The following is a 26,713-nucleotide window of genomic DNA, read 5'->3' as shown; positions in this document are numbered from 1 at the left end:
AAACGGCGTGGGGCGAATAACCAATGCATGCGGAGCTGGGGAGCATCCGAATGAAGTGGGGATCCCTCGGTGGACACGCGCAATCGCAGTGTTCTTCAGCTTGGTTTGGCGTGTCTTGCCTTCGCCGGTCGCTCAAGAACATCTCATGGAAACTCCCATCCCTCCGCCATCAGCGGGATGGTCCGAGGACCGCATCGCCATAAAATCACCGCACTGATCGCCTCGGCCAGCCTGGCAACAGCAGCGCTCACAGGTGTGTTCACAGCGGGGGCTGCCAACGCCGACCAGGCCCGCCAAACCGTCGCCGTGGGTCTCACGAAGGCCGCCGGTTCGGTGGTGGACCCAGCCGGAAGGATCTGGGTCTCGGACGCGCGTGCCGGATTCTGCCGAGTGACCGAAGCTGTGGGCGCCACGCCGGGCGGGCTCGAAACAGGCACCTGCCTTGGGGGCACCCTGGCTGGCCATAAACAGGGCCCTGCGTTAGCCGGAACTCCTGCCATGATTGATCCGTCGCCTGCCAATCACGGCTCGGGCGACGAAATCGCGTTCATTCCGGATGCCGCCGTCGGAAGTTCCGAGGTAGTCCGTGCAATCTGGAAGCCCACCGCCGGAGTCTTCGACTACGACGGTCAGTTGACCATCTTCGACGGCGACCTTCGTCCGAACGCGGTCAGTGACGGCCCCGATGGCAACATCTATTTGTCGTTCGCAAATGCCCGCTCGATTGTGAAGATCGTAGATCCGACTGCCCTCTATCCGAGCATCGAATCAATCGCTTCGGTTAATTCAAGCTCCTTGAGCCTTGCTGCCACGCACCGCAACAGTGCCGGCAATGTAGTGGTCTATGTCGCGGAAACTTCGGGACTGACCGTGTTCACGGCACCAGAGGACGGAGTCTTGACCAATTTCGTCCCCTCGCCCCTCTATAACGTCGGCAAGCCGACGGCCATCTACTACGACTGGCAGTCGCCCTTGGTCCTGTACACAGGAACAGGTGGCGGAACAACTACTGCCGACGCCGGCAAGGACACCGTCTCGCGCATCGACTTGAGCACCGACACCGTAAACAACCAATGGGCGCTCGGTTTCAGCAAGATCGGTGGACTGAACATGCGCGATGGCAAGCTGATGGTCATGGAAGATCCAGGTCAGCTGGATCCCGCCAAACCGGCCCAGCAGGGCAGGCTGCTCACTTTGGGCGGCGTAGTACCTTCCATCGTCAGCGGTCCGACGGCGGCTAACGGAACCCAAGCGGCCAATCCGGCTTTCACCGACGATTCCACTCCCACTTTCACCGTAGCCTCAACGCCTCCCGGGGGCACTCTTGAATGCAGCCTCCAATTGAGCACCGCAACACCTGTATGGCAGGTATGCACGAGTGGCACGTATACACCGGCAACCGCCTTGACCAACGGCGCCTACACATTCTCTGTACGCGCGGCACCATCAGGGCTTCCTGTATCCAGGGCGTTCACCGTTGATCTGACGGCACCCACCGCTCCGGTGATAACCTCACCGGCCGCTGGAGCGACCGTCAACCGCTCGCCTGTCCTGGGCGTGACCTCGGAGGCGGACTCCGTCCTGTCCTGCTCGGTCGATTCCACCACAGTTTTCACTGCCTGCAGCAACGGCTATGTCTTCAACCTCGCTACCGCAGGACAGCACATCCTAGGGGTCCGGGCGACAGACATGGCGGGCAACGTCAGTACCCTTGCATCGGTGACTGTGACCGCGGACTTGACCGCACCTCAGGTGTCCATCAGTTCACCTGCAGAAGGCGCAACAGTCGGGATCTCGCCGTCGTTCGTCTTTGCCTCAACGTCCACGGACGTTGCCGGTTTCAGGTGCAAGCTGGGCACAAACGCCTTCACCGCATGTACGTCGCCAAAGTCGTACAGCAACGTACCCAATGGTCCTGTCGCCTTCACGGTGGAAGCCACGGACAACGCGGGGAACACCTCCACTTCAACCAGGAATGTCACTGTCTTCGCTGCCGACACCACGCCCCCTGTGGTCTCTGTCGATCCGGCTGGAGGAACGTACGGGGCAAACAAAACCATCAGCCTCACGGTGAATGAAGCAGCCACTATCTACGTGACCACCGATGGTTCCACGCCCACCACATCCAGTCCTGTCTACTCTGGACCGATAGCGCTGACGTCGTCGATGACATTGAAGTACTTTGCACGCGACACCGCGGGCAACTCTTCAACGGTAGCCACCCAGACGTACGTCCTTGACACCACTGCCCCGGTTCTGACCGTTGTACCCGCTGCCGGAGCCTATGCTTCAGGGCAACTTGTCACCATGACTTCCAGCGAACCTGGAAGCATCTTCTACACAACGGATGGCACCACGCCCGCTACTGCAGTCGCAGGAAGCACGAAAGCATACTCGAGCCCATTCGCGCTGACGGCAAACACCACCGTAATGGCTCTTGCTGTGGACGCATATGGAAATGCTTCCGCAGTCACTGCCCGTGCTTACACGGTCTTGGACACAACCCCACCAGTGGTTACCGTGACTCCACCTGCGGGAAGCTACCCTGTGAACCAGCAGATCACGCTCACGGTGAATGAAGCGGGATCGAGCATTTACTTCACCACCAACGGAACCACTCCGACTGCCACAGCCGCCAATAAGTACTCCACAGCAATCACGCTGACGGCCGCGATGACCTTGAAGTACTTCGCGGTGGATCCGTCCAACAACAGTTCGGCGATCATCAGCCAGGCCTACACTGTGACAGCGCCACCGGCCAATACGTGGAAGGACTACACCGGTGATGCAAAGAACGACGTCGTGGCACGCGACAATGGCGGCACGCTATGGCTCTATCCGGGCAACGGCACCGGCGGTTGGCTGACGCAACGTTCGTTGGGCACAGGTTGGAACTCGCTGAACGCTATCGTCCCCACCAAGGACCTCAATGGTGATGGACGAAGTGACGTCCTGGCGCGAGATACCAATGGTGTCCTCTGGCTCTATCCCGGGAATGGAGCCGGCGGGCTTCAGCCCCGGGTGCAGGCAGGCACAGCGTGGTCGGGCATGACGCTCATCCTCGCGCCAGGGGACTTCAGCGGCGATGGCAAGGCGGACGTGTTGGCCCGGGATTCGGCCGGTGTCCTGTGGCTCTATCGCGGAAACGGCACTGGCGGCTTTGTATCAAGCGCCCAGATTGGCACCGGATGGAACTCCATGACGGCGATACTGAGTACCGGCGATTTCAACGGCGACAGCAAGACTGATGTCCTGGCCAGGGACACGTCGGGCATCCTGTGGCTCTACCCAGGCAACGGGACCGGCGGTTGGCTGAGCAGGGTCCAAGTTGGAAGCGGCTGGAGCGGGATGACTGCAATCCTGGGCCCTGGCGACTTCAACGGAGACGGCAAGAACGATGTGCTTGCCCGCGACTCCGGTGGCAACCTCTTCCTGTACCCCGGCAACGGAACATCAGGATGGCTCTCCCGGAGCCAGGTCGGGTGGGGCTGGGGAGGGTTCACGTCGCTCCCCTAGCAGCAAAGACGTGACCCCGGCCAGGAAAGAGAAGGGAGGGTCAGGACGCCAAGCGTCCTGACCCTCCCCTTCTTGTTCCAGGAATTCCCTACGTACGTTCCTTCATGGGATGCATCGTGGGTCTGTTTGGGCTTGCCTGTATGTCCAGTTGGAGGGATACCAACAGCATCTGAACTCCCAGCACAAAGGGCACAACAGCCAACATCACCGATCCCGCGGTAGGAGATCCTACGCTTGCCGCGAGCACCCAGATCCCAGCCACCAGACCCATGACAATAAGGGCGATGCCTGCGATCAACAGAAGAGCCACAGCTGAGAAGGACCACACCATGTACTTCCACCACACACGGCGCCAGAAGCCGCCAAAGAGCATGGCCAGCAGCTCGGGGATCACCTTCCGGAGCTTGATGCTGGAAACCTCGTTGCCGTAAACAGCAGGAATGGGGACATCCACAATCGGTACATCGAGGATATTCAGGTGAATCAGGAGGTCGTTCTCAAAGCTGTAGCGCGCAGCCACCTTATTCATTGGCAGGCGGCGAAGAACTTCCGTCCGGATCGCCGTGTAGCCATTCTGGGGGTCGAAGATGTGCCAGTAACCCGACGCCAGCTTTGTCATGAACGAGAGAACGATGTTTCCGAAGATACGGTATCCAGGCATGCCGGCAAAAGACTCACCTGAAAAGAAGCGGTTGGCCTTTGCAAAGCCGTAACCATCCACCACGGGGTCGAGCAGCTGGGGCAGGTACTCCGGATCCATCTGGGCGTCGCCGGCCATCACAACATTGATGTCGGAGCCCAACTCCATTGCTGCTTTATGGGCCGTCAGGACAGCGCCACCCACACCTTGATTGACCTCGTGCCGGATCAACGTGACCCTGCCGTCATCCGCCCGAAGGGCAGCCCCGGAGGTGTCGTCCGGGCTGCAGTCATCAACAATGACAATGTCATCGACGAAATCAGGCATCGTTTCGATCACCTGTGCGATGTGGTTCTCTTCTTTATAGGCCGGTACTACCGCGGCAATTCGAACGCCTCGATACATCGATTATCCTTCGCTGCTGTTAGGTGTGAATTTCTGTGCTGGCGCTTCAGTGCCCGAGGCGCCATCTGTCTGTCCGCCGGCGCTCTGCGGCTGCTTCTTTTGCGGGAAGATCCAGTGCTTGTAAATGAAGTAGTTCCAGCCCATGGTCACAATCGTCGCAACCACTTTACCGGCAACATATCCGGCCCCCAGGAACTGGAAAAGCTCGACGATTCCCATGACCGCCACGGTGTTGAAGGCCAGGAGTCCGGAGTACCGCAGCACTCCACCCAATGCCGTTCCGCCACCCCCGAAGGCAAAGTGGCGCTGCAGGAAATAGTTGAAGAAGAAACTTCCCCAGAATCCTGCGCCCGTGGCCAACCAAAGGGGCCAACCAAACACTTGGAAGCAGAGCGCCAGCAGACCGAGGTCCACAATGAAGCTCAGACCGCCCACCACGAGGAATCTGAACAAACTGGACGAGAGGAACTTTTTAATGAATGCCTTCATTGGTTAACAAATCCTTCCAAGCGGGGCGATGCCATCGGGGTTCCGGTTCTCGAGGATGCCCGGGACTCCATCAAGCTGCACACGGTCCTTGGCAGCGGCGTCGAAGGCTTGCTTGCCACCTGGTAACTGCGACCAATCGATCCGGTAGAGGGCAGCGTTTCCGTCACGCACAACAAGCTTCAAGTAAGGGATGGAATCAGGATGGGTCAAGCCTGCCTTGGGCTCATCCCAGGCCCGGATCCGACCGTCGGCTATGTACACCCATTCGATACCAAGCTCCGAAGCGGCAGCCCGCGCGTCGGGATCCGTCGCCAACTCAGGGAGCTTTTGCAGGACAAGCAGCTGGCGGTTCGTAGGAAGTATTTCGAAGTGCCGAATCATCGGCATTCGGTTCCCGAGTGCATACATCCATACGGAACCATCGCAGGAGTCATTCAGCACTGTGGCGTCCTGGGGGACGTACTGGTCGATTTTGCTCAGCAGATCCACTTCGGATGAACTCAGGGTGAGGCCATCCACCTTCGTATTGATGTTGATGCGTTCGGCGTTTTGCTTGAAATACGGGATCGCCCCAACGCCACACACCAGCAAAACTGCGACAGCAGCCGCCGCTGTGATGACGTGGTTGGGCCTGCGTCCCTTTGTGCCTTGGGATTCATGGGATGCTGCCCGACGATTGCGGAGCCACCGGACGGCCCACTCGATTGCCTCGCCAGCCTGGGCAACACCCAAGCCGGCAAGCGGCACGAGAAGCATGACAAGGATGCCGAAAATACGCCATTGATCGTCGTAAAAGGGGGCTGTCAGGTTCAGGAAACGGGGGCTGTCGCTGCCCATGGTGTAAACCGAAAGAAACGCAAAAGCCAGGACCGGGCCGAAGTACCACCACATGCGGATCCTGAAGACAACAGCAAGGCAGCCAAGTGCGACAAGCGTTGTCAGGATCGGCATTGCCATGGAGCCATGGTTCAGGAAAACAATGTTCTGAATGGCACCGTTTCGATCAGTATCCGGAGCCCACATCATCTTGGAGACGCGCTCAGATTCCTTAAGCATCTGGGTAATGATCGGCAGGCCGATGATCGCCGCGAGAACCCCTGACACCGCCAGGTAAACGGTAATGCCCAGGATCCGGCCCTTGCGTCGTATCAATGCGGAGAGCAGCCAGAAGACGAGGACCGGCAGTACTACGAACGCCAGCGAGGGGTGGACGGCAATAAGGCCCACTGCGCCGAAGGCAATGCCCAGGACCCAGAACTTTTGCCGCTCCAAGGCACCTTTGACGGCCAGGAAGACGAATGGACCCACCAAGAGCATGCCAGCGAAAAACGGAATCAGCGGGCCACGCCACAGTAAATCGTAGGGGTAGACCGTGAACCATCCCGACACTGCAGCCGCGGCGGCCACGGCAACAGGGCGGCGCGTGAGGATCATGGTCAAGGCCATGGCGCTGAGGGGCAACTGAACGGCCATCATCACCAAGACGAAAACATTCAGGAAGACCGGGATGCTGACACCACTCATCGGCCAGAACAGCGAGAGCACCGCGTGGAACGCAATCGGGTAGCTCCTGATGGGAGCATCAGAAATTGTGGTGTCGTAGTAGGCGAAGTTGCCCGCAATGGCGGGATCCCATTCATGATTCACGGAGATAAGCCGGATCATGTTGGCGTGCCAAGGAATGTCCCAGTCCTGGTTTATGCCCAGAAGGCCCTCAGTGCCGACAAACCATGCCACGGCGGCGACGGCTCCGCCCGCAACAAGGCCCACAAGCAGGATCCACCAGGAGCCCGCAAATCGGTGCTTACCGAAAATGCTTGGCTGTGTTCGCAGGGGTGTCTGGAACTTGTCGGGGAATCTGCGCCTCAACACGAGGCGCAGAGCCAACAGGACACCAGCCAACACCAGCAGAACGGCGGACACCGGAAGCAGCTGCCAGCTCAAGCCCAAGGAATTGCCCATCACACCGATGACCGTCAGGGCACCCATGCCCAACAATGGTGCCACGACGGGCAGGAGGGTTCGGCGCACTCCCAGCGCTTCTCCGAGAAGCCAGCCTGGACCCCACCACAACACAATGATCAGGAGTACACACAACAGCAGTGGGCCGATACCCATTCCTACGATCGCCTTTCCTAGATGCTTCCACTAGCCATCCCTTGACAGACGACTCTTGCTATTGGATGCGGGACTTAGTTGCGTTCCCGCAGCCAGGCGACAGCCTGATCAGCCGGACCTTCGAATTGGACAGTGCCGGAGGATAAGACGACTCCCCTGTCGCAGATCCGCGAAATCATGTCCAGGTCATGGCTGACAACCACGAGGGTCCTGCCTTCGTCGGACAGCTGCTTGATCTTGGCCAGGCACTTCCTCTGGAAAGGTTCATCTCCAACAGCCAGGATCTCGTCCACAAGGAAGATATCCGGCTGCGTATGAACTGCCACCGCAAAAGCAAGGCGCAGGAACATTCCGGAAGAATAGAACTTCACTTCCGTGTCGATGAACTGCTCGATTTCCGAGAAGGCGACGATCTCGTCGAATTTCTCGTTGATCTCCTGCTCTGTCATTCCAAGGATCGCGGCGTTAAGGAAGACGTTCTCACGGCCGGACAAATCCGGGTGAAACCCGGCCCCAACCTCAATCAGGCCCGCGACCCTGCCTTTGGTCCGCACAGTGCCCTGATCGGGAAGGATGACACCGGAGATCAACTTGAGCAACGTGGATTTACCGGAGCCGTTGAAGCCCAGAAGGGCCACAGTCTCCCCATCCTGTATCTCGAAGCTGACGTCGTGCAGGGCATCAAATTTCTTGGTGAGATCACCCTTGCGTCCCTTGACGAGCCACACAAGCGTCTCTTTAAGGGAGTGCGAGTGACGCAGATTAAAAGTCTTTTTCAAGCCCTTGACTATGACGGCGGCGCCCACTCAGACCTCCTGCGCAAAATGGCCTTCGAGCCGGCGGAACACCAGCTGGCCGATGATAAGGAAAACTGCGGCCATCCCCAGTCCAGCCAACCCCGTCAACATCAGGTGAGGGGGCAGTTCGACCGGCTTAGTGACCGTCGGGTACCAGAACGCCCAGTGGAACAATTCCACCGCCACGGTCACGGGGTTGAGCTGGTAGATCGTCAAGACCCAGTCCGGTGCAAGACGGCGGATCATGGTCCAGTCATAGAGGACGGGTGAAGTCCAGGTGACGATCATCATCAACATGTCAACGATGTTCTCTGCATCGCGGAAAAATACGTTGACAGCACCTGCCAGGAGGCCCAGGCCCGTGGCGGTTACGGCCACAATGACGAAGCCCAGCGCTGCACCAAGCAGCTGCATTACATCAGGTCGCCACCCGTTGAACAGGGCAGCAGCCAGCAAGACCACCAGTTGGGGAAGGAAATGCACGGCAGCGACCCAGACCGACGCCACGGGAAAAAGTTCCCGAGGCAGGTAGATCTTCTTCACCAGGGCCGCATTCCAGACTATGGAGCGCGTAGCGTTTGAAAACGCTTCAGTGAAGAAGTTGACGACGATGACGCCGGAGAACATGTACAGGGCGTAGTTGGGAATCTGGTCCCCCACGCGAAGGACGATGCCCAGTGCAAAGAACAGAACCAAGTACTGGACCAAGGGCTTCACATATGACCAAGCCAGACCCAGCACGGAACCCCGGTAGCGGACCCTGAGTTCCTTGCGGACGATCAGCTTAAGGAGGTACCGGCGCCGGAAAACATCCAGCAGACCGGCACCTACCCCGGGAACAGCATAAATATCAGTGGAGTTGGCCATCGCTACTTTTTGGGCTCCGAAGCATCGAATGTCTCGCGCCAGGACTCCATCGACGTGATCTGCGGCAGTGCTGCACGGTACTGGGCCCGAAGCGTCTCCCAATTCGAGAAAAGCTGAGCGTGCAGCTGCGTTGTTTCAACCAAAAGCCGGCGTGCCAGCTTGGGATCGCGCTGGTACCACGAGGCACCTGTGCCATCGGCATTGGAGACAACTGCACTGTCCAGGTGCGCCAAGCTCCACCATTTGCCGTCCTGATGCGCAACGTGGGCCTCAGGGTTGGTCTTGGCAGAATCGCGAACCGGAGCAAGGACCTGCTTGAGGACCGTCTTAACCGCCCAAGGCAGCAGGCCAAGGGCACCCGGCTGCTTGTAGGACTGCGGCTTCTTCGGCGGACGTTTGCGGAAGGACTCAGGGAAGGCGCCGGGATCGGTCTTGACTTGTGAGTCGACAAATTCCTCGCGCATGGCGCGAAGTTTGGGCATTGTGGTGGGCAGCTGCTCATGGAGCTTGCCTGGGCCCTCCAAGACATCCCGAAGAGCCATGACGCGGGCTTGCTCCGGGTAATACTGCATCGACACCAAATGCTTGATGTCCGTGTTCAGGCTTTCGCGGAAAATGCGGCCACCCTTGGGGAACGGCGAATGCAGAAGGGTCGCGATGAGCCTGTTGCGTTCGTGGTAGTAGGCCTGCCAGTCCACTGAGTCATCTTTATCAGCCCAGGAGACGTGCCAAACCGCTGCACCCGGCAGCGTAACCGTCGGGAAGCCTGCGGCACGGGCGCGCAGGGAGTATTCCGCGTCATCCCACTTGATGAAAACGGGAAGGGAGAGTCCAATGTTTTCCACGACGGTCTTGGGGATGAGGCACATCCACCAACCGTTGTAGTCAGCATCCCAGCGGCGGTGCAGCAAAGGCGTTGAGCGAAGGCCCTCCGCGGAGAAGTCGTGATTTCCCAGGCCCTCGACGGGTCCCCAGAGGAAGCGGTAAAAATTCACCACTTCCGCGTAGGCGTGCAATACGGACTTGTTGTACATATCGAACATGTGTCCACCGACGATGGTGGGCTTACGGCAGAGGTCGGCAAATGCGACCGCCCTGAGTACACCTTCGGTTTCAAGTTCAATGTCGTCGTCGAGCAGCATGACGTAGTCGCTCTTGTCAGAGACGAGCATCTCGTACATGTTGCGGGCAAACCCACCCGAACCACCAAGGTTGCCCTGGTTGATAATGCGCAACTGCTCGCCCATGGATGCGGCGACGGCGTCGAACCCGTCTTCGTCGGCCACCTTCTTGTTGCCTTGGTCCACGATGATCAGTTCCGCGAGGATTTCACGGAGACCGGAGTCGGCATCGATTGACTTGATGGTTTCAAGGCAGTAGTCGGCACGGTTGAACGTTGTAACACCCAGCGTGACTTTCCCCTGGGGCCTGCCTTCATCAGGAACAGCCCAGTGGGCGCTCTTAAGCGTCATTCCATCGCCGCCGGCAATGAGGTCGAACCAGTACCAACCGCCATCGCCAAAGGGAGCGAGCGTAAGTTCGAAGTCGTTCGACGCAGTTCCCTCAACGAGGATCGAGTCGACCCGCTGCGACGCGCCGCGCGCATTCGACCGGTAAACGATGACCGTTCCTTCGCCCTCGGTCTCGATGTGGAGAACCGTCTTTGTGGCAATGGTCCATTTGCGCCAGTAACTGGCCGGGAAGGCATTGAAGTAGGACCCAAAGGAAAGACGCTCGCCCCGGCGCACCTGTACCGACCCACGGTCCAGGATGTCCTCCGGGTGGAGTTTGCGGGCCATGCCCACTGCCTGCACAATTGCTGAGCCGTTGTCATCCTGCTTGCGGACCTTGTTGGTGTCCGGATCGACATAGAGCGGCAGGGTATCGAGGTCGCGGTTGGCCGGGAAAACCACACGCTGGACTATTCGAAGGTTCTGCTGAGTCGAGGCCGGGCTGTCTGCGGCTGTTGTGGCCGTCATGGCAGTCTCCTGGCTTTCATTTGTTGTGGCGGTCATGCGTCCACTCCACCACTTTCCAGCTTGGCGCCGCCCGTAAAGTGCGGCTTGATCTTGTTGTCGAACATGGACAGGGCCGAGCCGATGGCCATGTGCATGTCCAAGTACTTGTACGTTCCAAGACGCCCGCCAAACAGTACAGACTTCTCGCCACGTGCAAGATCACGGTACGCGAGCAGTTTGCTGCGGTCTTCTGATGTGTTGACGGGGTAGTAAGGCTCGTCGCCCTTCTCCGCAAAACGCGAGAATTCGCGCATGATGACCGTCGCGTCCTTCGTGTAGTCGCGCTCAGGGTGGAAGTGGCGGAACTCGTGGATGCGAGTGAAAGCAGTCTCCGGGTCCGGGTAGTTCATCACCGGGCACCCCTGGAAATCCTCAATCGGCAGCACTTCTTCTTCGAGGTCGATCGTGCGCCAGGAGAGATCACCCTCGGCGTAGTCGAAGTAGCGGTCAACCGGGCCTGTGTAGATGACTGGAACCTGCCCAAGAACGGATGAACGGCCGAATTCGCCATCGTCAAAGAAATCCGTGTTCAGGACAACTTCAATGTTGGGGTTGTCCGCCATGCGTTCGATCCAGGCCGTATAACCGTCAACCGGGAGGCCTTCATGTGCGTCATTGAAGTAACGGTTGTCATAGTTGTAGCGCACGGGGAGCCTGGAGATGATCTCCGCGGGAAGGTCCTTCGGATCCGTCTGCCACTGCTTGCCCGTGTAGTGCTTGATGAATGCCTCGTACAGGGGCCGTCCGATCAGCTGGATTCCCTTGTCATTCAGGTTCTGGGGATCAGTGCCGGCAAGCTCGCCCGCTTGCTCGGCAATGAGCTGACGAGCTTCGGTGGGGCTCATTGCTGCACGGAAGAACTGGTTGATGGTGCCGAGGTTGATCGGCATGGGGTACACCTCGCCCTTGTGGCTGGTGTAAACCTTGTGCTGGTAGCTCGTGAACTTGGTGAACCTGTTCACGTACTCCCAGACACGTTCATTCGAAGTATGGAAGAGATGCGCTCCGTAGCGGTGCACCTCGATGCCCGTCTTCTCTTCATTCTCGCTGTAGGCGTTTCCTCCAATATGGTGGCGGCGATCAAGAACCGCGACCTTTAGCCCCAACTCGGTAGCGGCGCGTTCTGCAATGGTCAGGCCAAAGAAACCCGAGCCGACGACGACGAGATCAGCGTTCACAAACTCTCCTGTGTATTGGCGTGCGGGCACAGAAGTGCCCACGTCTACTGGTCAAGGCTACCCGACATGGCGTGCGTTCCCCGTATCCGGGCCCTTGGCCAAGCAGGGGCGGCTGGGGTCCACAAACACCAGAGGGAGGCTGGCACGTGGCCAGCCTCCCCCAAAGGCGATGCTTGATTTGGCGTCTCAGAGGCTGATGACAGAGCCCGATTTGGCGGAGTCCAACACGGCCTCAGCAACCCGCAGGGTCTCAAGGCCTTCGGCCATCGTGACGATATTCATCGACTTTCCGAGGATTGCATCGCGGAACGCCTCGTGTTCCATCTTTAGCGGCTCCCGCTTGGCAAGGGCGAACCGGGTGGAGGACCCCTCCGATACTCCGCGGAAGGCTGCGACGGAATCCCAATCAGTCTGGAACGTTCCGTTCTCCACGAAGGTCAGGTCTGCAGAAATGGTGTCGGCGATGAACGCCCCCCGTTCGCCCAGAACGACCGTTGTACGTTCCTTCATGGGTGACAACCAATTCACGATGTGGTTGGTTACGACACCGCTCCTGAGGTGGCCAATGGCTGTAACCATGTCTTCATGTTCGCGGCCACTGCGGGAGGTCGTGTGCGCTACGACGTTCACGAAGTTGCTCTGCGCCAGCCATGCGGTGAGGTCGATATCGTGCGTCGCAAGATCCTTGACCACCCCGACGTCGGCGATGCGCGCCGGGAAGGGTCCCTGCCGTCTTGTGCTGATCTGGTAAACGTCACCAAGGTCACCATTCCCGAGCCGCTCGCGAAGGCTTTGCAGGGAAGGGTTAAAGCGCTCGATGTGACCGACCGCGCCGATGAGGCCGTTGGCTTCGAAGGCCTTGGCAATGCGTCCGCCCGACTCGGAATCGTTCGCGATCGGCTTCTCGACGAGACAGTGGATACCGGCCTCAGCAAGCCGCAACGCCACTTCCTCGTGCAGGATGGTCGGCACGGCAGCCACTGCCATGTCGATTCCCTGCTCAATCAGTTCCTCAACTGTGTTGTAGACAGTCAGGCCATCAGCAACATTGTGTGGATCACCGAACGAATCCGCGACAGCAACCAGGTCAACGCCATCAAGCTCGCGGATTACGCGGGCATGGTGGCGGCCCATCATACCCAGTCCGATGAGGCCTGCCCGGAGGTTTGCCACTAGCTTCCTGCCTTTGCGATGGCGTTGACAGCCGTCACGATGCGGTCCAGATCATCCTGGCTCAACGATGGGTGCACCGGGAGGGACAGCACGCTGGCTGCAGATACCTCGGTTACAGGCAGCTCATCCGATGTCTGGAAGGGCGCAAGGCGGTGGTTCGGGATGGGGTAGTACACGCCACAACCGACGTTGTATTCCTCACGCAATGCCTTAGCGAAACCATCACGGTCATCGGTAATGCGGATGGTGTACTGGTGGTAGACGTGCTCATAGCCCTCGGCTACCTTCGGGGTGATGACGCCTTCGATGTTTGCGTCAAAGAATGCTGCGTTTTCCTGCCGCGTCTTCGTCCAGCCTTTGACCTTTGTCAGTTGGACGCGCCCGATGGCTGCATGGATGTTGGTCATGCGGGCGTTAAAGCCAACCAACTCATTTTCGTACTGGCGCTCCATGCCCTGGTTACGCAAGAGGCGGAGGCGGCGTTCGACGTCGGCCAGGCCTGTGCTGACCATCCCACCTTCGCCGGAAGTCATGTTCTTCGTGGGGTAGAGGCTGAACATGGCGAAGTCGCCGAAGGTTCCGACCTTCCGGCCGTTGACAGCGGCACCATGAGCCTGGGCCGCATCCTCGAACACCTTAACGCCGTGCTTCGAAGCGAGCGCGCCGATGGCATCGACGTCGAAGGGGTGACCGTAGAGGTGGACCGGCATGATCGCAGCCGTGCGGTCGGTGATCTTCGACTCAACGGACGCAGGGTCCAGCGTGTAATAATCCGGGTCAACATCGGCAAAGACCGGCGTGGCTCCGGTCAGCGCCACCGAGTTGGCCGTGGCTGCGAAGGTGAAGGAAGGAACAATGACTTCGTCGCCGGCGCCAATGCCGGCGGCCAGAAGGCCAAGGTGCAGCCCTGAGGTGCCAGAGTTGACGGCGACAGCTGCGCGGCCGTCCAGAAGTACTTGGGAAAATTCCTGCTCGAAGGACGCAACCTCCGAGCCTTGGGCAAGCTGGCCGGAGGCCAGAACTGCCTCTACGGCCTTGCGCTCGTCGTCGCCAATGATGGGTTTGGCGGGGGGAATGAATTCGGGGCTCATGCCTCTACCTCTCGAAGTGTCTCGTTCTGTTCAACATATGTGGCGCCGGTTTCCGGGCATACCCAGTTCCCGCCAATGTTCTGCAGCGGGAAGCCCGCCTTACCGACCCAGCCCCGCCGCTTGGCCGGAACCCCGACCATCAGCGCGAAATCAGGGACATCTTTGGCAACAACTGCTCCGGCGGCTACGGTGGCCCAGCGTCCGATGGTCACGGGAGCGACGCACACGGCGCGGGCACCAATGGACGCTCCTTCACGAATAGTGACGCCCACAGGCTCCCAGTCGTGCGCACTCTTCAGACTTCCGTCCGGACCTACAGCACGGGGATAAGTATCGTTCGTCAGCACTACTGCGGGACCGATAAACACGCCGGCCTCCAGTTCTGCGGGCTCGTAGACAAGTGCATAGTTCTGGACTTTGCAGTTGTCCCCCATCTTGACGCCAGTGCCTATGTAGGCGCCGCGTCCGACGATGCAATTGACACCCAATTCAGCTTTCTCGCGGACTTGGGCCAGATGCCAGATCTTGGATCCATCACCAATTACCGCCTCGTCTGAAACATCGGCGCTCTCTGCAACCACTATCACCGGTGAAGGTCCCTTCTCATTGAGCACACGCGACAACGAGTTTCATCTTAGCCGAGACGCCATGTCCTCGCGTCAAGTCGGCGCCTTCAGCCGGTATCGCCGAGAGTTGTCCACATAGCCCAGGAAAGGGGCAGCAGCCTGCCCGGGAATTCCATAGCCTCAGTTCTGGACGGCTACGGGAATTCAGGAAGGAGCGGGCAAATGATCTTTGAGTGCACGCTCGTTGGCGGCCCGAATGCCGCATCACCGGCGCCACCGGAAGAGTTGACGATCACTGTCTCCAGCGGAATGCCGGGCTCAGAACTTCAGCGGCAATTGCAGGAAGCCCGCGGGGTCGGTCCCCTGTCAGTTGCCGGGGAAGACCTATCCGCCCTGACCGTCGGACACCCCCCACTCGTAGCCGGGGCCGTTCTGGTGGACGGACATTGTCCTGCGGAAAAGTCGGACTCTCCGGCCACGCCGCTCCTGCTCCTGGCACATACCGGGCCGGGGGCCGGCTCAGTCTTTGCACTCCAGCGGGGTTTCCACCGCATTGGCCGCGGCGCTGTCGACATTTGCATCCCTGATCCGGGGATGTCCCGTGAGCACGCCGTGTTGGAGGTGTCCGGCACCGCACTGAGCGTCACGGACAAAGCGAGCCGGAACTCGGTACTCGTTGACGGGGAGCGTGCCCGGGAAAGGACGGTGACATCGTCGTCGAGAATTCGCTGCGGAAGCACTACCTTCACCATCGTTACGCCAAGCAGCTCCACCCCCGGGATTCATGCCGACGCCGGACGTTCTGTTGCCGAGCCCCTTGAAGTCCAGCGCCACACGGGCTCCTTGAACCGCTGGTCGGTTGCCGTTGCGGCGGGGCTCCCGCTCATAGCAGGCGTTGGCCTGGCACTCGCGACGGGGATGTGGATGTTTCTGGGGTTTACGGCCGTTTCCGCGGTGAGCCTCATTGTTCCAACGATCACAGGAAGGAAGGGACGCCAAGAGTTCAGGCGTGCCGTCGCAGAGGCGGTGCGGCAGGACTCCGAACGCCGCCGCCGATGTTCGCCGTCTGCGGCGGAAATCATTGTTGCCACCTTGGCCCCCGCGGCAGGCTTGATCCTGAAGCCTCCAGCACCTCTAACATTGCCTGGCTCTGGGGCAGGACCGCCCGATGCATCACGACAAGATCCGACCGCCGGGTCAGCAACATGGATCCGGCTGGGTACCGCGCCCAGTCTGGCCAATGTGCGGCTCGTCCCAGCAGATCCCCATTTCCGTCCACCCGCAATCGGCCCCATGCCAGTGACGCTGGGCTCGCACCCCGCCATTGTTGCCTTGCACGGCCAGACCGAGCACATCGACGCCCTGATCCGTTTCATCGTCATGCAACTGGCAAGTTTCCCAAGGTCGTCGTCCACACCGATCATTCTTCTCGGACCAATAGGGCGGCTACCTCTCAGCGCGCGGTTCCTGCCATACCTGACACTTGCCACGAATGAGGCGGCAGCGACAGCAGCTCTTCGAAGGTTGAAGGGAACCAACCAGGGCAGGCTCATAGTTCTCTGTGACTCGCAGGGCTCGGGTAACCGCTGTACCAAACTCCTGGATGCCGCCATCGAGGCTTCGTGGCAGGTGTTGCGGCATTCCGGCCCCCATGCCGGACCCACGGGTGTGGCCATTGAGATAGGACCATCTGGTACATCCGCCGTTTTGCAGGTTCCCAGTGGCCGCCAGGAGTTCATCCCGGACATGGTTCCGCTTAAGGCCTTCGAACAGTTTTGCCGCACAGTGGTGTCCAATCCACACGGGGAAGGTCCTGCCGGCGACGGCATACCAGGATCCTGCTCTCTGGATGACCTGCTTCCAGGCGGACCTCGAGGCATACTGCGGCGATGGACTGGCGAGAACGGGCAGCATGAACTGCAGGCGATTCTGGGTCAGGGCCAGGAGGGCCCCTTGACGTTTGACTTCCACGTCGACGGACCCCACCTCCTGGTAGCCGGGACCACCGGCGCCGGGAAGTCAGAACTCCTCCGCACAATCGTGGCATCCATGGCACTGAATCATTCGCCGGACCAGGTGACATTCCTCTTCGTCGATTTCAAGGGCGGATCCGGCCTAAGTCCTTTACTTGGGCTTCCGCACTGCGTCGGGCTTCTTACTGACCTTGGAAGTCATCATCTTGACCGCGTGCTTACTTCCCTTCGAGGCGAGATCCGCCGTCGCGAGAAGCTGTTCGCGGACGCGGGGACTTCAGACTTGTCTGCATATCAACGTTCACGTGCGGCTGTAGAGGTGGCGATCCCCCATCTGGTACTCGTTGTGGATGAGTTCCGAATGTTGGTCGACGAAGCCCCCGGAGCCCTTCGTGAGCTGATGCGTGTTGCCGCCATTGGGCGGTCCTTGGGCATTCATCTGGTTATGGCTACTCAAAGGCCGCAGGGTGCGTTGACCGCCGACATCCGCGCCAACGTCACTTCAAGCATCGCCCTGCGAGTTCAGTCGGATGCGGAGTCAATGGACATCATCAATTCCAAAGCTGCAGCATCCATCGGCGTTGATGTCCCGGGGCGGGCGTATCTTGTGAGGGCCACGGGTTCCCCCGAAGAATTCCAGGGAGCGTCCCTTGCTGTGTCAGCCACGGTCAGCCGGAAGGCTCCGGGGGCAGCAATCGTTCAGTCGGCCATCGAGGCCTTGCACGCTCCTCAAAACAAACAGCCAATGGTCGGTAAGTCAGCAGCCCAGGCGGAGGCAAGGGCGGAGGCGGTGGTCTCGGCAACCCGAACAGTCTGGCGCTCCCTGGGGCGGGCCGATCCCCGGCAACCTGTAGCCCCACTCTTGCCGTCATCCATTGGGTGGAATGAAGATCTGTCCGCTTTCGGTGTTGCGGGCAAGGACGGTCAAGACACACTGGACACGTCGATGGCCCCCGTAGGTCCATTGGGGATCGTGGACAGGCCGGAACAGCAGTCAGTTGAGGCCCTGGAATGGTCACCTCCTGACCATGGTCATTTCGCCATGATCGGCAGCAGTTCCAGTGGAATGCACGAATGTTTCAAGGCTGCTTCTGCGATGCTGGCAGCACATGGCACCCCACCACATCTGTACATCCTGGATTCGGCTGGAATGCTGGGAAAGCTCCGCCGGGGAGGCAGCTATGGCGCCACCTTGGGCCTGCACCAGCTGGCATTGGCCGTTCGGGTCCTTGAGCGGCTTACTGAAGAAATGGCACGTCGACGCGTGGCGGGCGAGGACGTCTCCGCAAGTCCCCGCATGGTCCTGATAGTTACTGGCTGGTGCTCATGGGCCGCAGCGCTCCGATCAGGGCGATTCGCGTGGGCAGAGGACCTTTTGAGGGACATCATCCGGGACGGGACCCCCCTTGGAGTCACAGTCCTGATATGCGGCGAACGCGAACTGGTAAGCTCACGCTTTTTTGCCGCCATCCCAAACCGGGTATTTTTTCCAACGGGAGCCACGGAAGAGTCACGATATCACTGGCCCCGCCTTCCGGAAGTCGAGCATGTCCAGGGGCGCGCTGTTGCCATGGGTGCATTTGTTCAGGGCGCAGCCACGGCAGCTCATTTCCGCACTGCACCAAGCGGGACAGCCTGGCCGTTCATTGACCTTCAGCCTTCGTCAAAACCACCTTTCCGAGTGCGGCCGCTCCCCGAATCCCTCAGCAAGTCTGATTTCGATGTTGCGATGGCTGCGATCCCAAGACCGTCCGGCCCGTCCTCGGGATCGGCGCAGTCCGCCAGCAACGAGGTTGCGGCTGAAGACCTGGACTGCCGAATGACGCCGGACTCCATCCCCTTGTGGATCGGCATCGGAAATGACGAATCAGTTCCCGTCTCATTTCCCCTTGGGCCGCGTGGCGTCAGCATCATCATTGGGAGTCACGGCTCCGGCAAGACTTCAGTGTTGGCATCCCTGAAGTCCCTTCATCCCCAGGTTCCGTGGGTCTTCCCGGGAGTCGGAAGTACGGCTGGAGCTTTCTGGGCAACTGTGGCCCGCTCAGCGACCACGGGATCGCTGGATCCTGCAAGCATCCTCATTGTCGATGACGCCGATCTCCTGGATCCGGAGGGGCGGGCAGCTCTCGCCGCACTGGCTGGCCGGACACGAGGAGTGATCTTGACTGCCACGTCGGGTCCCGCTTTGCTTCAGCGCCTGCCACTGGCCGCAGAGGTCCAAGCAAGTGGCATGGGCCTCATTCTGGCTCCGAGGACTCCCCTGGACGGCGACATCCTCGGCGTGAGGCTGGAAATAGAAACCTCACCGCGTGCTGGTCGGGGTGTGATTGTCCGCGGAAACCGTGTGGTCCAGGTGCAGGTGGCTTTCACGTCCGACACCAGAAAGCACATCAGCACGATCGGAAGTCATGGCAGCATTCGCTAGAGCGCGCCCTGCGTCCCTCCTGCTCGTGACGCATATCCGATAACGCTCTTTTGGAACAAAAAAACGATCGCAGCCAGTGCAGGCAAAATCATAGCCAACCCTGGCAGAACCAAGCCGCCGGTCATCGTTGGGAACCCAATGGTGAGGACGAACAACTGAGCAACCAGAGCGGCGGCGCGGGTCCATCTGTACCCGCGGAACAGGAAATGGCCCACTGCGAACAGCCAGGCCGAGAAGGCCAATAAGAGGCCCAGAGTAAAGACCGCTCCCCAAAACGTCAGGACAGGGGCTCCTGTCAATAGTTCGAAAGCGTACCAAGCAGCTGCACCAAGGAGGGCCAGTGCTTCCAGCACGACAACGATCGAGATAATCAGGATTCCAGGGGGCTTCTTGCCACCGGATTTCAGCCCCCCAGATATCGGGTCCTCAGGCACAGGTCTGACTGGACCGTCGTTTCCATCTGATCCAGAGTTTGGTTGGGCCGGGTTAACAGGAGGTCTTGACACACTGGCACACTACCGGACATAGTCATCTAGCAGTGAGGGCACTGGCGGCTGATGTGATGCATCGCTCACGGATTCAGGGCATTTCAACGACTAATACCCCTTGTTTACAAGGCGTTAACATGAAACGCTTGACTCAGACGACCAAGGGGGCCCATGCGGGCCCCTTTCCTTTGGAGCCTCTCGTGAATGTTTTCACAAAAGGCTCAAACTAGTTCTCACGAATGGAGTGACTGATCAGCATGGATTGGCGTAATCGCGCAGCCTGCCTCGACAAGGACCCGGAGCTCTTTTTCCCAGTCGGCAACACGGGACCAGCACTTCTGCAGATTGAGGAAGCAAAGAGCGTTTGCCGCCGATGCCCCGTCGTGGACACTTGCCTTCAATGGGCTCTTGAGTCCGGCCAGGATGCAGGCGTCTGGGGCGGCATGAGCGAGGACGAACGCCGCGCACTCAAGCGTCGCGCAGCACGCGCCCGGCGCGCTTCGTAGCAGGCAGTACAAGCACCAAACGCAGAAGGCCGCGGACCACATGGTCCACGGCCTTCTGCGTTTAAGACAGTTGCCTGTTAAACCCGTCGACCTCCGGAACGCCCTATGCGCGAGCCAGGTTCAGGACAATTTCGACGGCGGTACCGCCACCCTCCCGCGGGCTCCATTGAATGGATCCCCCAAGCTCACTTGTGACGAGGGTACGCACGATCTGCAGGCCCAGGCCCTCCGTGTACTGCCCGTCCGGCAGCCCAACGCCGTCGTCGGCAATTGTCACTGTCAGGAATTCGTCATTTCCGTCTCCTGCTGCACGATCAGCCAGCAACCAAACGGTTCCCGTCCTCCCCTCCAACCCGTGCTCAACAGCGTTGGTGACCAGTTCGTTGATGACCAGTGCCAGGGGCGTGGCGAAATCGCTGGGGAGCTCGCCGAACATCCCGGACCTTTCGGTGCGTACTTGCTGGGAAGGCGAAGCGACTTCGGCAGAAAGCCTGAACTGGCGCCCGATGAGTTCATCGAAGTCGACGCTTTGGGTCAGACCTTGGGAAAGGGTCTCATGAACAAGCGCGATGGTAGCCACGCGGCGCATGGCCTGTTCCAGTCCCTGTTTTGCTTCGTCGCTGACCATACGTCGGGACTGCATACGCAGCAGGGCGGCAACGGTCTGGAGGTTGTTCTTTACTCTGTGGTGGATCTCGCGGATCGTCGCGTCCTTGGTGACCAACTCCATTTCACGGCGCCTCAACTCGGACACATCGCGGCACAAAACAAGGGCGCCAAAGCGATGTTGCTCGTCGCGCAAGGGAATGGCACGCAGGGAAAGGCTGACCCCTCTGGACTCAATCTCGCTGCGCCACGGCATTCGTCCGGTGACAACCAACGGCAGTGTTTCGTCCACCATGCGCCGATCCTTCAGCAATCCGGCCGTCACTTCAGCGAGGGAACGTCCTTCCAGGGACTCGACCTCCCCCAGCCGCCGGAAAGCAGATACGCCATTGGGACTTGCGTACTGCACGATGCCTTCAGCGTCGAGCCGGATGAGTCCGTCCCCTACACGGGGAGCACCTCTGCGGGATCCGGTGGGCGATGCGAAATCAGGCCACAACCCGAGAGTTCCCATGCGAAGGAGGTCGTAGGCGCATTGCCGATACGTGAGTTCCAGCCTGGATGGCATACGGGAACTGGACAGGTCCATATGGGACGTGACAACGGCCAGGGTCCTGCCGTTGCGCACCATCGGCACGGCTTCGACGCGCAGCGCCATCTCGCTGCTCCAGCTTGTCTCACTGGAGCGCTCAATGGAGCGGCTGTTCCAGGCCTTTTCCACGAGTGGACGAAGATCCGAGCGGATGCCCTCACCCACGAAGTCCGCGTGAAACACCGTATGCGATGTTGACGGACGTACGTGGGCGAGGGCGATGTACCCAAACTCCGGATGCGGAAACCACAAGGCGAGGTCGGCAAACGCGAGGTCGGCGACCATTTGCCAATCGCCTACCAGGAGGTGCAGCCATTCAGCATCGCCAGGCCCGAAATCAGCGTGTTCCCTGATGGGGTCTGTAAAGATTGCCACTGCACCTCCATTTGCGACGCCAGGACCAGCCCCTAGCGTCGAACGATTGACCTCAAGAGCCTTAATGCTACCGATAGTGAAGCCATGTCATCGGCTTCGAGGGAATTGACCTCATCAAACATGGTTTTCGCCCGTCCGAGCTGTTCGGCATTCAGGCCTTCCCACGTCTTCAGGCGATCCTCGGCAGGGGTGCCCGGCGTGCTCGACTCAAGCACCGACGTCGTCATGTCTGCGACGGTTGAGTAGAGGTCGTCCCGGAGCGCCGCACGGGCCAGTGCCTGCCAGCGGTCGTCGCGTGGCAAGGCGCTGATCCGTTCCAGCAGCGAGTCAACGTGGAAGCGGTTGAAGACCGTGTAGTAGACATGTGCCACTTCCTCGACACTGTTGGTTCCGGTCTGGGCGATCTTTGCGATGTCCAGCAAAGCATAGCTCTCGAACAGCTCCGCCCACCTGTGGGCCAGGTGATCCGGCAGCTCCCAAGTGCGGGCTTTTTCCAGCCAGCCAGTGATGCGAACTTTGTCATCCCCACGCAGGTAATCCAACAATTTGGCCCGAAGCGGCACCATCATGGGCTTGAATGACTTCACGACGTCCGCGATCGGGCGGGATGCCATGCCCTGCCCGAGCACCCACCGGACCGCACGGTCAAGGAGCCGGCGGACATCGAGATGGACTTCGCTCCAGTGTTCGGTGGGGAACGATGCCGGAAGGGCATTCAATTCCTCAACCATCGGATCGAGATCGTAGATTTCACGCAGCGCCACGAATGCCTTGGCTACGGCTACCTCGTTGGCGGACGTTTCTTCGATCGCCCGGAAGGCGAAGGTGATCCCACCGAGGTTGATGATGTCGTTGGCCACGACCGTAGCGATGATTTCGCGCCGCAGCGGGTGGGTGTCCAGTTCGGCGTCGAACCTCTCCCGCAACTGCTTCGGGAAGTAGGCCCGGATCGTGTCCTTGAACCAGGGGTCGTCGGCCAGGTTGCTTTCCCGAAGGGCACCCGCCAACTCGATCTTCGCGTAGGCGGCCAGGACAGACAGCTCGGGAGACGTCAGTCCCTGTCCCTGTTCCAGGCGCTGCCGCAATGTCTCTGTAGTGGGCAGTGCCTCAAGGTCACGCTTGAGGTCGGCTGATTTTTCCAGCCAGTCCATCAGGCGCTCGTAGCTGGGGCTCCAGTCCGCAACGCGAGTACGGTCGTTAAGGAGCAGGATGTTCTGGTCGATGTTGTCCTGCAGGACCAAGCGGCCGACTTCTTCGGTCATGTCAGCCAGGAATGCTGCCCGTTCTGCGGCCTCAAGCTTCCCGGCCGCCACCATACGATCAACGAAGATCTTGATATTGACCTCGTGGTCGGAGCAGTCAACGCCCGCTGAGTTATCAATCGCATCCGTATTAAGGATGACACCCTGCAACGCAGCCTCAATACGACCACGCTGGGTCAACCCCAGGTTTCCGCCTTCGCCGACCACCTTGACGCGGAGGTCCTTGCCGTCCACGCGGATGGCGTCGTTGGCCTTGTCCCCTACGGCAGCATGCGTCTCCGTGCTGGCCTTGACGTAAGTGCCGATGCCGCCGTTGTACAGAAGATCCGCCGGGGCAAGCAGGATTGCCCGAAGCAATTCGGGAGGGCTCAGCTGGGTGGTTCCGTCCGGCAACCCCAGGGCCTTTCGTACTTGGTCGGACACGGGGATCGTCTTGGCTTGGCGTGGGTAGACGCCACCCCCTTCGCTGATGAGGGCCCGATCATAGTCATCCCACGAAGACCGCGGAAGCTCAAAGAGCCTCTGCCTCTCTGCATACGAGGCGGCGGTGTCCGGGTTGGGGTCCAGGAAGATATGACGGTGGTCAAATGCGGCCACGAGCCGGATGTGCCGCGAAAGCAACATTCCGTTGCCGAAAACATCACCTGACATGTCGCCCACGCCGACAACGCTGAACTCTTCAGACTGGGTATCGAGGTCGAGTTCACTAAAGTGCCTCTTCACAGACTCCCAGGCGCCGCGGGCGGTGATACCCATGGCCTTGTGGTCATAGCCTACGGATCCACCCGACGCGAAAGCATCGCCAAGCCAGAACCCATATTCGGCCGCCAATCCGTTGGCTGTGTCTGAGAACGTCGCGGTTCCCTTATCGGCTGCCACCACCAGATAGGAATCATCGCCGTCATGGCGAACAACGTCCGACGGCGGCACAAGCCGTTCGCCCTCCGCTGTAGTAATGAGGTTGTCGGTGATGTCCAACAAGCCGCGGATGAAAGTCTTATAGCTTTCCACGCCCTCGGCCATCCAGGCCGCGCGGTCAACTGCGGGGTTGGGCAGCTTCTTCGCGAAGAAGCCACCCTTGGCACCGGTCGGTACGATGACCGCGTTCTTAACCGTCTGCGCCTTCACCAAGCCCAGGATTTCAGTACGGAAGTCCTCCCTGCGATCAGACCAGCGGAGACCACCACGAGCCACCTTGCCAAAGCGGAGATGGACGCCTTCCACCCGCGGAGAGTAAACCCAGATTTCGAACATGGGTCGCGGGAACGGCAAGCCATCGATGGTGGTGGGATCCAGCTTGAAGCTCAGGTAACCCTTGTTTTGGAAGAAGTTGGTGCGCAACGTCGACTCAATAAGGTTGACGAAGGTCCGAAGCACGCGGTCCGCGTCCAACGTAGCGACTTGGTCGATAGCTTCTGCGAGGGCTGCCCTTGCGGCACCTTGCTGGTGGGGACGCTCGCTTTCCTCGACGCTGGGATCGAAACGGGCAGCAAACAGGACGGTCAGACCCCGCGCAACATCCGGGTTGGCCAAGAGGGTATCGGCGATGAACCCAAAGGAGTTGGTATTGCCCATCTGGCGCATGTACTTGGCGTAGGCGCGGAGGACCACCACTTGGCGCCAGTGCATGCCCTCGCGGAGCACGAGGCGGTCAAAGTTGTCAGACTCGACGGCCCCGGTGACGGCAGCACCAAATGAGTCAGCCAGGAGATCTCCGGTGGCGAGTGGGTCTATGCCAGCCGGGTACTTCAGCCCAAGGTCATACAGGAAAAAGTCGCGGTGATCCGCAGTTTCGATTTCGAAGGGCCGTTCGTCCAGGACTTCAAGGCCAAGGTTGTGGAAGTAAGGAAGGATCTGGCTCAGGCTCTTGGGCTCCATCAAGTAGAGCTTGACGCGCGCATCCTCCTCCAGTGCGTCACCGGCACCTTCGGGAAGGTACACGTGCACGCCGGGGCGGAGTTCCTTGCTCGCTTCCCCTGCCCGTTCGGCCTGGGCTCCATACTCTTCAAACCGTTCGATGTCCTCAAGCGCGTCTTCAACCTCGTAGTCAACGCGGTAGCCGGGAGGGAATGCCTCAGCCCACAGGGCGGACAGTACGTCGGCGCTCTCCGCGGGACGGTTCTCCCGAAGTACCTCGGCGATGCCTTCGCTCCAGGACCTGGAGGCACGCATCAGGCGGTGCTCAAGTTCTTCTACGTTGACTTCGGCAAGTTCCGCTGTGCGTGGCAGCCTGATCCTGAAGAAGACACGCGCAAGCGCGGACTCCGTGATTCTCGCTTCGTAGTCAATACTCTCGGCCTGGAAGGTCTCGCGCAGTTCCTGTTCAATACGGAGCCTGACGCTCGTGGTGTACCGATCGCGCGGCAGGTAGACGACGGCGGACATGAATCGTCCGTAAATGTCGGGGCGCAGGAAAAGCTTGGTCCGGCGCCGTTCCTGGAGTCGCTGGATCCCGGTGGCCGTAGCCGCAAGGTCCGGAATTTCGATCTGGAACAGTTCGTCGCGAGGGTATGTTTCCAGGATGCCCAGCAGGTCCTTGCCCGAGTGTGAGTCCATCGGGAAGCCTGCGTTACGCAACACTGCATCCACTTTGTCGCGGACGATGGGTATGTTGCGAACCGATCCCGTGTAGGCACTTGTGGCGAAGAGCCCGATGAAGCGACGCTCGCCGTTGACGTTTCCGGCGGCGTCGAAGCTCTTGACTCCGATATAGTCCAGGTATGCCGGACGGTGCACGGTTGAGCGGGAGTTCGCTTTTGTGATAACCAGGGCCCGCTTTTCACGGGCGCGCTTGCGGCCGGCGTCAGTGAGGTGCTGGATCTGCCGCGTGTTGTCGCCCTCGCGGAGCAAGCCAAGTCCGCTGTGCTCACGAAGTTCCAGGACGTCCTCGCCGTCTTCGTTCACGAGGTCGTATTCGCGGTACCCGAGGAAGGTGAAGTTGCCGTCATCCAGCCAGCGCAAAAGGTCCTGCGCCTGCCTGAGTTCGGCAATCTGTTCCGGGTGCGAGACCTTTCCAAGCGCTTCTGCCAGCTCCAGCGCCTTGCTGCGCATTTTCGGCCAGTCCTCCACTGCGGCACGGACATCGCCCAGGACGCGTTGTAAGCCGGCAATCAATTCTGCTCGGGCTTCCTCGCTGACGCGGTCAATTTCGACGGCGATCCAGGACTCCATGTGCGAGGCGTTATCGTTGTCGCCGAGCAGGTGGGCGACACTGGGCAGCGCAGCGGTGTCGCCGCTGGAAATGCCGATATTTGACGGAACCCTGGAAGCGCCGGTGAGCTCGCCGGAAACGCGGTCACGGGTAACCACGAAAAGCGGGTGCATCACCAGCCGGATCGCGCAGTTTTGGCGGACGAGTTCGGCGTTTACGGAGTCAACAAGGAACGGCATGTCATCAGTAACGATGTATACGACGTTTCGGTCGGCTTCGACGCCGATTTCCACAATGGCATTTCCAGGTCGCCGGGAATGGGCAACTTTCCTATGTGTGCTTGCCCGCGAAATCAGCAGCTCGGGCGCGTAGGCCCGGGAGTCCTCCTCTGCGAGATGCTCATAGTAGTCACCGAAGAACCCTTCACGGACAACTGCTGCATCGGACCGATCCTCCACGCTGGATCCTGACGACATC

Annotated in this window: 16 protein-coding genes; 3 read left to right on the top strand and 13 right to left on the bottom strand. The window is 59.9% G+C overall.

What is annotated here, in order from left to right:
- Positions 1-69: 69 nt before the first annotated feature.
- Complete coding sequence (locus tag AC1DD5_RS04115) at positions 70-3,516, top strand: chitobiase/beta-hexosaminidase C-terminal domain-containing protein (RefSeq protein WP_477518298.1); 3,447 nt, start codon at positions 70-72, stop codon at positions 3,514-3,516.
- 88 nt (positions 3,517-3,604) lie between these two features.
- Here AC1DD5_RS04115 and AC1DD5_RS04110 read toward each other — a convergent pair whose 3' ends face one another.
- The 10 genes from AC1DD5_RS04110 to AC1DD5_RS04065 form a co-directional block, all read right to left on the bottom strand.
- On the bottom strand, positions 3,605-4,561 hold the full coding sequence (locus AC1DD5_RS04110) for a glycosyltransferase family 2 protein (protein ID WP_216924011.1): 957 nt from the start codon (positions 4,559-4,561) through the stop codon (positions 3,605-3,607).
- A 3-nt stretch (positions 4,562-4,564) separates the two neighbouring features.
- Positions 4,565-5,050 (bottom strand): GtrA family protein, encoded by a 486-nt coding sequence (locus tag AC1DD5_RS04105; protein ID WP_477518297.1) that lies wholly within the window; start codon positions 5,048-5,050, stop codon positions 4,565-4,567.
- 3 nt (positions 5,051-5,053) lie between these two features.
- The gene (locus AC1DD5_RS04100; RefSeq protein WP_477518296.1) at positions 5,054-7,168 is read right to left on the bottom strand and encodes a DUF6541 family protein; all 2,115 of its coding nucleotides are present in this window, start codon (positions 7,166-7,168) and stop codon (positions 5,054-5,056) included.
- A gap of 74 nt (positions 7,169-7,242) precedes the next feature.
- Positions 7,243-7,974: an ABC transporter ATP-binding protein gene (locus AC1DD5_RS04095; protein ID WP_216924014.1), complete on the bottom strand. Its 732-nt coding sequence runs from the start codon at positions 7,972-7,974 to the stop codon at positions 7,243-7,245.
- Entirely contained in the window at positions 7,975-8,832 is an 858-nt protein-coding gene (locus AC1DD5_RS04090) for an ABC transporter permease (protein WP_477518295.1), read from the bottom strand.
- A 2-nt stretch (positions 8,833-8,834) separates the two neighbouring features.
- Positions 8,835-10,847 carry a glycosyltransferase gene (locus AC1DD5_RS04085; RefSeq protein WP_477518294.1) on the bottom strand — a complete coding sequence of 671 codons (2,013 nt, stop codon included), beginning with the start codon at positions 10,845-10,847 and terminating at the stop codon, positions 8,835-8,837.
- Entirely contained in the window at positions 10,844-12,028 is a 1,185-nt protein-coding gene (glf, locus tag AC1DD5_RS04080) for a UDP-galactopyranose mutase (RefSeq protein WP_442003789.1), read from the bottom strand. The genes AC1DD5_RS04085 and glf overlap by 4 nt, the downstream gene beginning before the upstream one ends.
- A 186-nt stretch (positions 12,029-12,214) precedes the next feature.
- Positions 12,215-13,201 carry a Gfo/Idh/MocA family oxidoreductase gene (locus AC1DD5_RS04075; protein ID WP_442003788.1) on the bottom strand — a complete coding sequence of 329 codons (987 nt, stop codon included), beginning with the start codon at positions 13,199-13,201 and terminating at the stop codon, positions 12,215-12,217.
- Positions 13,201-14,292 (bottom strand): DegT/DnrJ/EryC1/StrS family aminotransferase, encoded by a 1,092-nt coding sequence (locus AC1DD5_RS04070; RefSeq protein ID WP_477518293.1) that lies wholly within the window; start codon positions 14,290-14,292, stop codon positions 13,201-13,203. Before AC1DD5_RS04070 ends, AC1DD5_RS04075 begins: the two co-directional genes overlap by 1 nt.
- Positions 14,289-14,906 (bottom strand): acyltransferase, encoded by a 618-nt coding sequence (locus tag AC1DD5_RS04065; RefSeq protein WP_216924020.1) that lies wholly within the window; start codon positions 14,904-14,906, stop codon positions 14,289-14,291. The genes AC1DD5_RS04070 and AC1DD5_RS04065 overlap by 4 nt, the downstream gene beginning before the upstream one ends.
- A gap of 174 nt (positions 14,907-15,080) precedes the next feature.
- Between AC1DD5_RS04065 and AC1DD5_RS04060 the strand changes: the two genes are divergently transcribed.
- Positions 15,081-19,256 carry an FtsK/SpoIIIE domain-containing protein gene (locus AC1DD5_RS04060; RefSeq protein WP_477518292.1) on the top strand — a complete coding sequence of 1,392 codons (4,176 nt, stop codon included), beginning with the start codon at positions 15,081-15,083 and terminating at the stop codon, positions 19,254-19,256.
- On the opposite strand, the gene AC1DD5_RS04055 is transcribed toward AC1DD5_RS04060, so the two are convergent.
- Positions 19,253-19,690 carry a hypothetical protein gene (locus tag AC1DD5_RS04055; protein ID WP_477518291.1) on the bottom strand — a complete coding sequence of 146 codons (438 nt, stop codon included), beginning with the start codon at positions 19,688-19,690 and terminating at the stop codon, positions 19,253-19,255. The genes AC1DD5_RS04060 and AC1DD5_RS04055 overlap by 4 nt on opposite strands.
- Before the next feature lie 311 nt (positions 19,691-20,001).
- Between AC1DD5_RS04055 and AC1DD5_RS04050 the strand changes: the two genes are divergently transcribed.
- A complete protein-coding gene (locus tag AC1DD5_RS04050) occupies positions 20,002-20,250 on the top strand; it encodes a WhiB family transcriptional regulator (RefSeq protein ID WP_003804966.1) in 249 nt (82 codons plus the stop codon).
- A 103-nt stretch (positions 20,251-20,353) separates the two neighbouring features.
- Here AC1DD5_RS04050 and AC1DD5_RS04045 read toward each other — a convergent pair whose 3' ends face one another.
- Together AC1DD5_RS04045 and AC1DD5_RS04040 are read right to left on the bottom strand one after the other, a co-directional pair.
- Positions 20,354-21,823 carry a sensor histidine kinase gene (locus AC1DD5_RS04045; RefSeq protein ID WP_224164751.1) on the bottom strand — a complete coding sequence of 490 codons (1,470 nt, stop codon included), beginning with the start codon at positions 21,821-21,823 and terminating at the stop codon, positions 20,354-20,356.
- 32 nt (positions 21,824-21,855) lie between these two features.
- A complete protein-coding gene (locus AC1DD5_RS04040; protein WP_477520669.1) occupies positions 21,856-26,712 on the bottom strand; it encodes an NAD-glutamate dehydrogenase in 4,857 nt (1,618 codons plus the stop codon).
- Position 26,713: the final 1 nt, after the last annotated feature.

The sequence above is a fragment of the Paenarthrobacter sp. 10L420 genome, from assembly GCF_056395385.1.
The sequence above is the reverse complement of the archived record's forward strand: the minus strand, read 5'-3'. Positions and strand labels throughout refer to the sequence as shown.